The 12413-nt window shown below is 73.6% G+C and carries 13 protein-coding genes and 1 pseudogene; 10 read left to right on the top strand and 4 right to left on the bottom strand.

From position 1 onward, the window contains the following. Positions 1-28 precede the first annotated feature (28 nt). On the bottom strand, positions 29-784 hold the full coding sequence (locus tag LQU92_RS13875) for a DUF5058 family protein (protein ID WP_101850920.1): 756 nt from the start codon (positions 782-784) through the stop codon (positions 29-31). Between the two features lie 133 nt (positions 785-917). Between LQU92_RS13875 and LQU92_RS13870 the strand changes: the two genes are divergently transcribed. Further along, complete coding sequence (locus tag LQU92_RS13870; RefSeq protein ID WP_230781337.1) at positions 918-1922, top strand: Lrp/AsnC family transcriptional regulator; 1005 nt, start codon at positions 918-920, stop codon at positions 1920-1922. Here the strand turns inward: LQU92_RS13870 and LQU92_RS13865 are convergent. Both LQU92_RS13865 and LQU92_RS13860 read right to left on the bottom strand, forming a co-directional pair. Further along, complete coding sequence (locus tag LQU92_RS13865) at positions 1919-2950, bottom strand: NAD-dependent epimerase/dehydratase family protein (protein WP_101852940.1); 1032 nt, start codon at positions 2948-2950, stop codon at positions 1919-1921. The genes LQU92_RS13870 and LQU92_RS13865 overlap by 4 nt on opposite strands. A gap of 67 nt (positions 2951-3017) precedes the next feature. After that, on the bottom strand, positions 3018-3275 hold the full coding sequence (locus LQU92_RS13860; RefSeq protein WP_101850922.1) for a DUF3072 domain-containing protein: 258 nt from the start codon (positions 3273-3275) through the stop codon (positions 3018-3020). 149 nt (positions 3276-3424) lie between these two features. Here LQU92_RS13860 and LQU92_RS13855 point away from each other — a divergent pair, with 149 nt between their 5' ends. The 4 genes from LQU92_RS13855 to bcp all read left to right on the top strand — a co-directional run bounded on the left by LQU92_RS13855 (position 3425) and on the right by bcp (position 5807). Next, the gene (locus tag LQU92_RS13855; RefSeq protein WP_230781336.1) at positions 3425-3964 is read left to right on the top strand and encodes a hypothetical protein; all 540 of its coding nucleotides are present in this window, start codon (positions 3425-3427) and stop codon (positions 3962-3964) included. A 7-nt stretch (positions 3965-3971) separates the two neighbouring features. Beyond that, entirely contained in the window at positions 3972-4751 is a 780-nt protein-coding gene (locus LQU92_RS13850) for a RibD family protein (protein WP_230781335.1), read from the top strand. Positions 4752-5038: 287 nt separating this feature from the next. Beyond that, positions 5039-5227, top strand: a complete 189-nt coding sequence (locus LQU92_RS13845) for a hypothetical protein (protein ID WP_230781334.1) — start codon at positions 5039-5041, stop codon at positions 5225-5227. Positions 5228-5339: 112 nt separating this feature from the next. Next, positions 5340-5807: a thioredoxin-dependent thiol peroxidase gene (bcp, locus tag LQU92_RS13840; RefSeq protein ID WP_230781333.1), complete on the top strand. Its 468-nt coding sequence runs from the start codon at positions 5340-5342 to the stop codon at positions 5805-5807. Between the two features lie 134 nt (positions 5808-5941). On the opposite strand, the gene LQU92_RS13835 is transcribed toward bcp, so the two are convergent. Beyond that, positions 5942-6733, bottom strand: coding sequence for an SDR family oxidoreductase (locus LQU92_RS13835; protein ID WP_230781332.1), 792 nt, complete (start codon positions 6731-6733; stop codon positions 5942-5944). A gap of 336 nt (positions 6734-7069) precedes the next feature. Here LQU92_RS13835 and uraD point away from each other — a divergent pair, with 336 nt between their 5' ends. The 5 genes and pseudogenes from uraD to LQU92_RS13810 form a co-directional block, all read left to right on the top strand. Then, entirely contained in the window at positions 7070-7567 is a 498-nt protein-coding gene (gene uraD / locus LQU92_RS13830; RefSeq protein ID WP_101850928.1) for a 2-oxo-4-hydroxy-4-carboxy-5-ureidoimidazoline decarboxylase, read from the top strand. Then, entirely contained in the window at positions 7564-7890 is a 327-nt protein-coding gene (gene uraH, locus LQU92_RS13825) for a hydroxyisourate hydrolase (RefSeq protein ID WP_230781331.1), read from the top strand. Before uraD ends, uraH begins: the two co-directional genes overlap by 4 nt. Positions 7891-7963: 73 nt before the next feature. Beyond that, positions 7964-8881 (top strand): factor-independent urate hydroxylase, encoded by a 918-nt coding sequence (pucL, locus tag LQU92_RS13820; protein WP_101850930.1) that lies wholly within the window; start codon positions 7964-7966, stop codon positions 8879-8881. 276 nt (positions 8882-9157) lie between these two features. Continuing rightward, positions 9158-10711, top strand: a complete 1554-nt coding sequence (locus LQU92_RS13815) for a nucleobase:cation symporter-2 family protein (protein ID WP_230781330.1) — start codon at positions 9158-9160, stop codon at positions 10709-10711. 121 nt (positions 10712-10832) lie between these two features. Further along, positions 10833-12413 (top strand): annotated as a pseudogene (locus LQU92_RS13810) (pyruvate dehydrogenase (acetyl-transferring), homodimeric type); the annotation flags it as partial.

The raw sequence follows: 12413 nt of genomic DNA, 5'->3' as shown, positions 1-12413 counted from the left end.
GGTGGTTCTCCTCCGGTGGGTCGGCGGCTCAGGCGGCGGGGAAAAGGCCCGCGCCGACGGTGACGTAGGTGACGACCAGGGCGGTCAGGATCGCCAGGCCCAGGGCCCACTCGCGGATCCACCGGCGTCCCAGCGCCCGGGCGATCCCGAGGCAGACGGCCATCGCCGCGGCCGAGGCCAGGAAGGCGACCACGTGGTTGCCGGACTTGGGCAGCTCCCCGAGGCCGAGGGCGAAGAAGGCCCCGAGCAGGGCGGCGCCGGGCACGACGGTCATCACCGCGGGGTTGACCCGCCGCAGGCTCACGTCCCCCCGCTTGAGCAGCGGGGTGAGGATCAGCGTGGCGAGCATCCACATCGCCCCGCCCAGGCTCATGGCCATGAACGCCACGGCGAACACGCCCTGGGTGTAGCTGGGACCGCCGAGGTCGGCGCCCATGGTGCCGGCGGCGATGCTCGCCGCGCCGGTCTCGAAGGACACGGACCCGATCAGCCCGATGCGCACGAGCACGGCCGGGGCGCCGAAGACGGTCAGCAGGGCCACGGCCACGAGGGCCACGGCCAGGGACGGGCCGACGGCGGAGACCGCGCCGGCGCGGAACGAGGTCCGCAGCTCCTCGGGGGTCATGCCCGCGGCCGGGGCGGCGGTGCGGGCGGCCCGGACGTAGACGAGGGTCTGGACGACGATCACGGCGAAGACGCCGAGGGCGCAGATCCACAGCACGGGCAGGTTGGCCACGGACAGGATCTCGGTGGAGGCGCCGTCGACGACGGTGCGGAGCGGCATGGGAACTCCCTGGGCGGTCGGGCGGGCGCGGGACGCGCTCGCTGGTCGGATCGAGCGTGGCGTGACCCGGATCACGACCGCTGCAGAACTGCGATAACCTGCATGTGAGCACCCCTACACCGAAGGATCGAGCATGGAACTGCCCGTCGAGGACCTGGAACTGGTCCACGCCCTGCAGATCGCCCCGCGCGCCACGTGGACCCAGCTGGGCGCGGCCCTGGGGCGCCACCCCACCACGCTCGCCGCGCGCTGGGAGCGGCTGCGGGCGGAGGGCCGCACGTGGGTGACCGGCCACCTCGGCACCTCGGGGACCCGGGGCTGCGCGACCTTCATCGGCCTCGAGTGCCGTCCCGGCCACCGGGAGGAGGTGCTGCGGCGGCTGTGCGCGAGTCCCGAGATCAGCACGGTGGAGGAGTCGGCGCGCGCCTGGGACGTGCGGCTGACCGTGCTCACCCGCGACTGGCAGCAGATGACCCGCGACGTGCTCCCCCTCGTGCGGGCCGACCCGGCGATCCTGCGCAGCCGGGTCACCGTGGCCACCCGCCTCTACGCCATCGGCAGCAACTGGCGCCTGGACGTGCTCACCCCCGAGCAGCAGCGGCGGGTCGCGCAGCTGCGCGGCGGGCCGGAGCGCCCGCACGGGGCGGTGCCCCCGCACCTGGAGGAGCTCACGGCCGTGCTGCAGCGGGACGGGCGGGCCACCGCGGCGCAGGTCGCGGCGGCCACCGGGACGCACCCCACCACGGCGGCCCGGCACCTGCGGCAGGCGGTGGGGACGGGGCTGGTGGCCGTGCGCTGCGAGCTGGCCCAGGAGCACTCGGGCCACCCCGTGCCCTGCCAGTGGTACGTGCGGGTGCCCCCGGCCCAGCTCGAGGCGGCGGTGCGCTACCTGCGCTCCTACCGCACCCTGCGGCTGTGCGCCTCCACCACGGGGGACACGAACCTGACGTTCCTGCTGTGGCTGCGCACCCCCGGGGAGATCCTCGAGGTCGAGGCCGGGCTGCAGGCGGCCGCGCCCGGGGTGCAGGTCGTGGAGTCCGACGTCGGGGTGCGCACGCACAAGCGCATGGGGTGGATGCTGCGCGACGACTCGACGGCCACCGGGGAGGTCGTCGTCCGCGGCGGGGAGCCCGGCTAGACCAGCGGGGAGCGCGCGCGGTGCTCCGCGTTGCCCAGCCCCTCGGGGCCGCCGGCGGCGTCGAGCAGCTCGCGGATCGCGTCGAGGGAGCTGACGGTCTCCGACCACCCGGTGAGCTCGCGGATCCGGGTGGTGTCCATGACGGGCACCGCCCCGGCCAGGTCGATCCACCCGGGGTCGGTGGGCTGCAGCCGCAGCCGGTAGGCCAGGGCCACCACGGCCCGCACGAGGGCCGGGGGGACGGGCAGGACCCGCCGGGCCCCGAGCACCCGGGCCAGTTCGTCGGGGCCCACCACGGGCTCGGCGGCGACGTTGAAGGCCCCGCCGGCCCGCTGGTCGATCACCCGCCAGAACGCGTCCGCGACGTCGTCGGTGTGCAGCACCTGGAAGCGGAAGCGCTCCGGAAAGGGCAGGACGGGCAGCCGCAGCCGGGCCACCAGCCACCGCGGCACGAGCGGGCCGAGGAAGTAGTCGTGGATCTCGGGCCCGGCGGCCGCCTGGAACAGGAATCCCGGCCGCAGCCTGGTGACGAGCACCTGCGGGTGCGCGGCCTCGAACCGGTCGAGGATCGTCTCGGTCTCGGCCTTCTGCACGTTGTAGTGGGAGGTCCCGACCCCGCCCAGCGGCCAGGACTCGTCGACGGGCCGGTCCTTGGGTCCCGGGGCGTAGGCCCCCAGCGAGGAGGGGTAGACGACGTGGGGGACCCCGGCGAGGGCGACCGCGTCGAGGACGTGCACGAGCCCGTCGACGTTGGTCCGGTGCATCACGGCGCGGTCGCGGTTGGGCCGGATCAGCCACACGAGGTGGACCACGGCGTCGGCTCCGCGCAGCACCTCCGCGAGCGGGGCGACGCACTCCTTGTCGGCGACGTCGAGGCGGTGCCACTGCACGCCGTCGTACGGCGCCCCGGAGCGCTCCGGGCCGTGGCGGCTCACGCCCACGACCTCCGTGACCCCGGGTGCGGCGTGCAGCCGTCGCAGCACGGCGGTGCCCACGTTGCCGGTCGCTCCCAGCACGACGATCCTCACGGCGCTCTCCTTCCGGTCGGCCGCCCTCGCGGCGGGTGTCCTGGCTGCCGCCCGCCCGGGGCGGGGACTACTCGTCCCCGATCCGGTCGCTGCGGTCCTGCAGCCGGTCGATGTGCTTGGAGGCCTCAGCCTTGGTCAGGTCGGCCGGCAGCTCCTCCCCGGCCTCGCGGGCCAGGGTGTCGAGGTAGCTGCGCTGGGCGGCGGTCATGGGCTCCTCGCCCGTGGCCCACTCGTCCGGGTCCCGGTCGAGCCCGCTGCCCGGCTCGGGGTTCGGGGCGCCGAGGGTCTCGCCGGCGCGGGGGTCCTGGTCGCTGTGCTCGCTCATGCGCCCATGATAGTCACATCGCTTACGATCCTCCCGGCGGCGGTCGCACGCCGTCGTCCGCCTGCCCTGCGCGCCCGCGAGTCAGTACGCTGGGCACCCACGCCCCCGCGGCCGGACGGCTCGCGGCACCGACGACCAGGAGGTCCACCGTGAGCGAGCAGACCCGGCCCGACGACGACGGAACCGCCCGCCCCGCCGCGCTGCAGGCCGACCGGCTCGAGGCGTACGTGCTCGGGCACTACATGGGCGCCCTGTCCGGGGTGCGGCTCTTCGACGAGGCCCGCCGCACCTGGGCCGGGACCCCCTACGAGGGGCGCTTCGCCACGTTCCACGAGGAGATCCGCCACGACATCGAGGAGCTCGAGACCGTGCTCGCCCGGCTCGGCTTCTCGCGGCGCACCCTCGCCAAGGCGCTGGGCACGGTCGCGGGCATCGCCTCCCGGCTCAACCCGCTGAGCCGGATCCGCGAGCGCGCCGGGGTCGCCGCCCACGGCGAGCTCGAGATGCTGCAGTCCCTCGTGGTGGCCAAGCGCAGCATGTGGATCACGCTGCTCGAGCTCGTCCCCGACGAGCCGCGCCTCGACGCCGGTCAGCTGCGCCGCCTCGAGGCCGAGGCCGCCGACCAGTACGACCGGCTGCTCGAGGTCGCCCGTGAGACGGCCCGGGACCGGTTCCGCGCACACGGCTGAGCCCGCCGTGCGCGAGACCCCCGCCCGCGACGACGCCGCGGCCCCCGACGGGGCCGCGGCGTGGGCTGCGCTGCTGGCCGGCGAGGTCCCCGCCGCGCACGGCCCCGGCGCGGCGCTCGCCGAGCGCTACGGCCCGCTCGTCGCCCGGGACGGCCCGCTGGTGATCGCCCAGCTCGGCCAGAGCCTCGACGGCTTCATCGCCTCCCGGACCGGCCACGCGGAGTTCGTCACCGGCCCCGAGGACCGGGAGCACCTGCACCGGCTGCGCGCGCTCGTCGACGCCGTCGTCGTCGGCGCCGGCACCGTGGTCGCCGACGACTGCCGGCTGACCGTGCGGGCCGTGGCCGGCGAGCACCCCGTGCGCGTGGTCCTGGACCCCTCGGCCCGCTCCCCGCGGGGGGCTGCCGTGCTGACCGACGGGGCCGCCCCGACCCTGTGGGTCGTGGGCGAGGACGCCGTCGTGGCCGGAGGGCTCGCCGGGCACGTGGAGCTCCTGCGCCTGCCCGCCCCGGGACGCCGCCTGGCCCCGGCCGAGGTCCTCGCCGCGCTCGCGCGGCGGGGGCTGGACCGGGTGCTCGTCGAGGGCGGGGGCCGCACCGTCTCCGGCTTCCTCGCCGCCGGCGCGCTGCACCGGCTGTTCCTCACGACCGCGCCGATGCTCATCGGCGACGGCGTGCCGGGCATCCGCTTCCCCGGCGCCGACCACCTCTCCGGGGCGGTGCGGGCCCCGGTGCGCCGCTTCGTCCTCGGCGAGGACCTGTGCACGGAGCTGCGGCTGCGCGACTGAGCGCCGCCGCCCGGGCCCCGTCCCGTCGGACCCTGTCCCGCCAGGCCCTGTCCCGTCGGGCCGCGGCACCCCGGCCGCACCGGGCCCTGCCCCGCCCTCGGGGGCGTCACCCGCTGCCCGCCGGGGCGCGCCCCGTACCCGCGGCCACCCCTCGACCCGCGCGCGACCACCCGGGTCCGCCCGCTCGGGCCCGCAATTGCGCCGAACCCCTTGACCACTCCCGCACTCCGCGCTATGTTTCACGATACGGAATTATTATTCCGCAGAATGAACCGTGAGGAGTTCCGATGACCACTGCACCGGCCTGCGCCGCCCCCGCGACGTTCTTCACCTACACGGGCGCCGACTGCGACCCGGACCTGAGCCTCCCCCCGCAGCGGGAGCACCGGGGCACCCCGCTGTGGGTGCTCGCACTCTCCTCGGCCGCCGTCGGCGCGGCCGTGGGCCGGCTCTCGGTCCGCCGCCCGCTCGCCTGAGCCCGCCCGCCCGAACCGGCTCCCGCGCACACCGGGCGCGTCCGCACCCCGGGCGCCGGGTCCGGCAGGGCAGACTCGGACCACGACCACCGCAGCACCACGAGGAGGACCCATGACGCAGCAGCTCCGCGCGGGCGACCCCGCCCCCGCCCTCACCCTGACCGACCACGAGGGCCGCGAGGTGGACCTGGCCGGTCTGCACGGCCGGCGGGTGATCGTCTACTTCTACCCGAAGGCGTTCACGCCGGGGTGCACGTCCGAGGCGTGCGACTTCCGCGACAACCTCGCCTCCCTCGAGAGCCTCGGCTACACCGTGCTGGGCGTCTCGGCCGACGACGAGCAGACCCTGGCCCGCTTCGCCGAGGAGCACGCCCTGCCCTACCGGCTGCTCTCCGACCCGGAGTCCGCGACGGCGCGCGCCTGGGGCGCCTGGGGCGAGAAGTCGGTCGGCGGCGAGACCCGCGTGGGCCCGCTGCGCTCGACCTTCGTGGTCGACGAGCAGGGCAGGATCGCCTCGGCGGAGTACGACGTGCAGGCGCAGGGCCACGTGGCCCGCCTGCGCGAGCAGCTGGCGGCCTGAGCCGCACCGTCCGCTCGTCCCGCCACCCCTCACCCGTCTCCGCGGGATCCCGTCGGAGCCCCGAGATCCCGTGCCGAACCCGTGTGCGGCGCGGGATCCCGGCCTGAGCACGGGAGCTCGCGGAGGGGAGGGGATCAGCCCCGGCCCTGGAAGGGCATGCCCGCGGCGGTCAGCACGAGCGAGCTGACCGTGGCCGAGGGCGGCAGCTGCGCCATGAGCAGCACGGCCCGCCCGACCTCCGCCACGGGGAAGCTCGGCTCGGGCCGCAGCGACCCGTCGGCCTGCAGCGCCCCGCCGTCGGTGCCCAGCCCCGCGAGCAGCTCCGTGGCGGCGTTGCCGATGTCGATCTGCCCGCAGCTGATCCCGTAGGGGCGGCCGTCCAGGTCCAGGGACTTCGTCAGGCCCGTGACCGCGTGCTTGCTCGCCGTGTAGGCCGCCGAGAGCGGGCGCGGGGCGTGGGCCGAGACCGAGCCGTTGTTGATGATCCGCCCGCCCTGCGGCTCCTGCGAGCGCATGATCCGGAAGGCCTCGGCCGCGCACAGGAAGCTGCCGGTGAGGTTGACCCGCAGCGTCCGCTCCCAGTCCACCACGTCGATCTCGTCGGCCGTGCCGCGCGGGCCGAAGGTGCCCGCGTTGTTGAACAGCACGTCGAGGCGGCCCAGGAGGGCCTCGGCGCGCCGGAACCCGGCCGCGACGTCCGCCGCGTCGGTGACGTCCAGGGGGACCACGTGCGCCCCCGGCCGCCCCTCCGCCGTCTCCTCGAGCGGTTCCCGCCGGCGCCCGGCGAGCACGACCGCCCACCCCTCGTCGAGGAAGGCCCGGGCGACGGCCCGCCCGATCCCCGACCCGGCCCCGGTGACCACGGCCGTGCCCGCACGCGCCCGGCCCGGATCCCCCACCGCTCCTGCACCCTGCGTGCCGCTCATGCCTGCTCCCTCCGCTCGTGGCGCACCGCTGCGCGCCTGCTGCCCATCCTGCCTGCCGGCCCGCGCGGCGCCGCACCGGGCGCAGCCCCCACCGGGCGGAGGCGAACAGGACAGGACGGGATCCCGCCCCCGCAGCGGGCGGGGGACGGGACCGGGCCGCCCGTTCCCGGCCGCGGCACCGCCCACGAGCCGGGTGTCGTCGGCGCGTAACACTTCGGGGCGAACATGAAAACGATGGACCGAACCCATTGACTTCTGTGCTGTGAGCCACTTCACTGTTCTTAGTGAAATTATTATTTCACATCACGGAATTCAGAAAGGAACCGGGCGCGACCGATGCATCTCACCGAGTTCAACAGTCTGACCCGGGAGGACGCCGTCCAGGCGATCCGCCCGGCGCTGGACGTCCCCCGCTGGCTCGAGGCCGTCGCGGACGCCCGCCCGTACTGGCATCGGGAGGCCCTCCTGGGCGCCGCCCGCACCGCCGCCGCCCCCCTCACCGACGCGGAGGTCGAGCAGGCCCTGTCCCACCACCCCCGCATCGGCGAGCGCGCCGCGGGCGAGGGTGCCGAGGCGAGCCTGTCCCGCGCCGAGCAGGCCGCGGTGGACCCCTCCGACGAGGACGTCCAGCGGCGGCTGCGGGAGGGCAACCGCGCCTACGAGGAGAAGTTCGGTCAGGTCTTCCTCATCCGCGCCGCCGGCCGCAGCCCCGAGGAGATCCTCGAGCAGCTCTCCCAGCGCCTGCACAACGACCCCGCGACGGAGCGCACCGTGGTCGCCGACCAGCTGCGCCAAATCGCCCTCCTCCGCCTCGAAGGGCTGGTCACCGCATGAGCTACGTCACCGCCCACGTCCTCGACTCCGTCGTCGGCACCCCCGCCCGGGGGATCACCGTGGTCCTCGAGACCGCCGACGGCTCCCCCATCGCGACCGCCGTCACCGACGCCGACGGCCGCGTGCCCGATCTGGGCCCAGAGACCCTGGAATCCGGCGACTACCGGATCACCTTCCGAACGGGCGAGTACTTCGCCGGCAGGAACCAGCCGACGTTCTACCCGTTCGTGACGGTGAACTTCACGGTGCAGGCGGAGGAGAGGCACTACCACGTGCCGCTCCTGCTCAGCCCGTTCGCCTTTTCCACCTACAGGGGCAGTTGACCCAGGAGTTGACGGCTCGTCCCGTCTTCGACGGCCCCATCAGTAGAAAACACCTCGCACAAGGAGAAACGTCATGACCGACGTCATCGCCGACACCACCGCCGCCACGGACACCGTCGTCCTCGGCCCGAACCAGTACGGCAAGGCCGAGAACCACGTGGTGCGCATCGACCGCGGCACCGACCGCCACGAGATCCGCGACCTCGTGGTCACCTCGCAGCTGCGCGGGGACCTGGAGGCCGTGCACACGGAGGGCGACAACGCCCACTGCGTGCCGACCGACACGCAGAAGAACACCGTCTTCGCCTTCGCGCAGCAGTACGGGATCGAGTCGCCCGAGGACCTGCTGCTCAAGCTCGCCGACCACTTCACCGGCGAGTTCGAGTGGATCACCGGTGGTCGCTGGGCGGCCCAGGAGTACGCCTGGAACCGCATCGACGACCACGACCACTGCTTCGTGCAGAACAAGGACGAGGTGCGCACCGCCGTGGTCGTCGCCGACGGCGAGGAGCGGACCGTGATCTCCGGGTTCAAGGACCTGACCGTCCTGAAGTCCACGCAGTCGGGCTTCGCGGGCTACCCGAAGGACAAGTACACGACCCTGCCCGAGACGGAGGACCGGATCATGTCCACCGACGTCGCGACCCGGTGGCGCTACAACACCACCGACGTCGACTACGACGCCGTCTACGAGGACGTGAAGCGGATCATCCTCACCAAGTTCACCGACCACTACTCCCGGGCGCTGCAGGAGACCCTGTACCTCATGGGCAAGGCCGTCATCGAGGCCCACCCCGAGATCGACGAGATCAAGTTCTCCTGCCCGAACAAGCACCACTTCGTCTACGACCTGGGCTTCTGCGACCTGCCGAACAACAACGAGACGCACTACGCGGCGGACCGTCCGTTCGGCCTGATCGAGGCCACGATCCAGCGCAAGGGGGCCCCGCTGCGCGAGGCCGCCTGGACGGGCATCGCCGGCTTCTGCTGAGCCGGCCGGTCCCGCCGTCCCGCCCGCGCTCCCGACCGGAGCGCCCCGGGGTCCGTCGTCGTCGCGCGCACGGCGACGACGGACCCCTCCCCCGCCACACCCTCCTGCAGGTCCGGGCAGCCGCCCCGCCCGCACGCACCGGCGTCCTCGAGGCGCCGCCGCCCGCGCCGGCCCGTTCCGCCGCGCCCTCTCTCCCCTCCTCGCTCCGCCCCGGTCCCCGCCCTGTCGAGGCCGGCACCGGGTCTCTTCCGTCACCAGGATCCCTAGGAGAACACCATGGCCAGGTCACGCACCGCCGAGCCGCCCACGACCACCCGCACGCGCCCGGAGGACGAGTTCCTCGGGGTGGGCGCCAGCCTGGGCTACGGCCTCCAGCACGTGCTCACCATGTACGGCGGCATCATCGCCCCGCCCCTGATCATCGGCGGCGTCGCCGGCGTCGACCCGCAGGAGATGGGCCTGCTCATCGCGGCCTGCCTGTTCGTGGGCGGCATCGCGACGGTCCTGCAGTCGTGGGGCATCAGGTTCTTCGGCTCGCAGCTGCCCCTCGTGCAGGGCACGTCCTTCGCCTCCGTGGCGACCATGACCGCGATCGCCCAGGGCGACGGCGGCATCCAGGCCGTCTTCGGCGCCGTGATCGCCTCGGCGGCCCTCGGCTTCCTCATCACGCCGTTCTTCGCCAGCATCGTGCGCTTCTTCCCGCCGGTGGTCACCGGTGTGGTGATCACCGCGATCGGGCTCACCCTCTTCCCCGTGGCCGGGCGCTGGGCCATGGGCGGCAACGCCCAGTCCCCCGACTACGGGTCGGTGGGCAACATCGGGCTCGCCGGGCTGACGCTGCTGATCATCCTGCTGCTGTCCAAGGTCGGCAGCGCGGCGATCTCCCGGCTGTCGATCCTCATCGGCCTCGTCCTGGGCACGATCGTGGCCACGGTGCTGGGCAAGGCGGACTTCAGCACGGTCCTCGAGGGCGACATCTTCGCCGTCCCGCAGCCGCTGGCCTTCGGCCCGCCGGTCTTCGAGCTCGCCGCGATCATCTCGATGTTCATCGTCGTGCTGGTGATCCTCACCGAGACCACGGCCGACATCATCGCGGTCGGCGAGATCGTGGACACCAAGGTCGACAAGAAGCGCATCGCCGACGGCCTGCGCGCCGACATGGCCGCCTCCGCGGTGGCCCCGCTGTTCAACGGCTTCACCCAGAGCGCCTTCGCCCAGAACGTGGGCCTCGTGGCGATCACCGGCGTCAAGAGCCGCTTCGTGGTCACCGCCGGCGGCTTCATCCTGCTCACCCTCGGCCTGCTGCCGGTGCTGGGCCGGGTCGTGGCGGCGGTGCCCCCGCCCGTGCTCGGCGGCGCCGGCGTGGTGCTCTTCGGCAGCGTGGCCGCCTCCGGCATCCGCACCCTCGCAAAGGTGGACTACAAGAACGGCGCGAACCTCATCATCGTGGCGACCTCCATCGGGTTCGGCATGCTGCCGATCGCCGTCCCGGAGATCTACGCGAACTTCCCCGGCTGGTTCGAGACGATCTTCCACTCCGGCATCAGCTCCGCCGCCGTGATGGCCGTGCTGCTGAACCTGCTGTTCAACGAGTTCCGCGCCGGCAACCCGCCGAGGGGCACCGGCTCCGTCTTCGCCAACGCGCCGGTGCGCGCTGTGCGCTACGAGAGCCTCGAGCACCTGCAGGAGCACCTGCAGGAGGGCGACACCGTCCGCGACGGCAAGCTCGTGGACTGCGACGGCAACGAGGTCCCGGTGGTCACCGCCGCCGGCGAGATCATCGACACCCGCATCTGCCGCTCCGGCGACGACGCCTCCTCCGCCCACTGACGTCCCGGCCCGCCCCGGGCCACCACCGACACCGACCACGGACGCGCCGGGCACCGCACCACGGTGCCCGGCGCGTCCCGTCCGCGGGGAACCCCCGCACCGACGAAACGAGGCACGCACCATGACCACGACCCCCGAACGGCTGGGCGAGATCCGCAGCCGGCTCACCACCGACCTCCCCGACGCCGACCCCGGCGAGACCCAGGAGTGGCTGGAGTCCTTCGAGGACCTCGTCGAGACCCGCGGCACCTCCCGCGCCCAGTACATCGTCCGCTCGCTGCTCCAGCAGGCCGGCGCCCGCAGCGTGGGCGTGCCGATGGTGACGACCACCGACTACGTCAACACGATCCCGGCCGACCAGGAGCCGGAGTTCCCCGGCGACGAGGAGATCGAGCGCCGCTACCGGGCCTGGCTGCGCTGGAACGCCGCGGTGCTCGTGCACCGCGCCCAGCGCCCCGAGATCGGGGTGGGCGGGCACATCTCCACGTACGCGGGCGCCGCGACGCTCTACGAGGTGGGGTTCAACCACTTCTTCCGCGGCCCCGACCACCCCGGCGGCGGCGACCAGGTCTTCTTCCAGGGGCACGCCTCCCCCGGCATGTACGCCCGGGCCTTCCTCGAGGGCCGGCTCAGCGAGGAGGACCTCGACGGCTTCCGCCAGGAGCGCTCGAAGGCCCCGCACGGGCTTCCCTCCTACCCGCACCCCCGCTGCCTGCCGGAGTTCTGGCAGTTCCCGACCGTGTCGATGGGCATCGGCCCCATGAACGCGATCTACCAGGCGCAGTTCAACCGCTACCTGCACCACCGCGGGATCAAGGACACCTCCGACCAGCAGGTGTGGGCGTTCCTGGGCGACGGCGAGATGGACGAGCCGGAATCGCGCGGGCTGCTCCAGCTGGCCGCCAACGAGCGTCTCGACAACCTCAACTTCGTGATCAACTGCAACCTGCAGCGCCTCGACGGGCCGGTGCGCGGCAACGGCAAGATCGTCCAGGAGCTGGAGGCCTTCTTCCGCGGGGCCGGCTGGAACGTCATCAAGGTCCTGTGGGGCCGGGAGTGGGACCCCCTCCTGGCGGCCGACCGCGAGGGGGAGCTCGTGCGGATCATGAACGAGACCCTCGACGGCGACTACCAGACCTACAAGGCGGAGTCCGGGGGCTTCGTGCGCGACCACTTCTTCGGGAAGTCGCCCGCCACCAAGGAGCTGGTGACGCAGATGAGCGACGACGAGATCTGGTCGCTCAAGCGCGGCGGCCACGACTACCGCAAGGTCTACGCGGCGTACAAGGCGGCCACCGAGTTCGAGGGCAAGCCCTCGGTCGTGCTCGCGATGACCGTCAAGGGCTACGGGCTGGGCGCCTCCTTCGAGGCCCGCAACGCGACCCACCAGATGAAGAAGCTGACCATGGCGGACCTCAAGGCCTTCCGGGACCACCTGCGCATCCCGGTGACCGACGAGCAGATCGAGGACGACCTCTACAACGCCCCGTACTACCACCCGGGCCCGGACTCCCCGGAGATCGAGTACCTGCTCGAGCGCCGCCGGCAGCTGGGCGGGCCGGTCCCGGCCCGCCGCACGGGGCACACCCCGGTCGTGCTGCCCGGGGAGAAGGCCTACGCCGGGACCCGCCGCGGGTCGGGCAAGCAGCAGGCGGCCACCACGATGGCCTTCGTGCGGCTGCTGAAGGACCTCATGCGGGAG

The sequence above is a fragment of the Kocuria sp. LUK genome (genome assembly GCF_021012935.1).
Classification (GTDB): domain Bacteria; phylum Actinomycetota; class Actinomycetes; order Actinomycetales; family Micrococcaceae; genus Kocuria; species Kocuria flava.
This window is presented reverse-complemented; position numbering and strand designations above follow the sequence as displayed.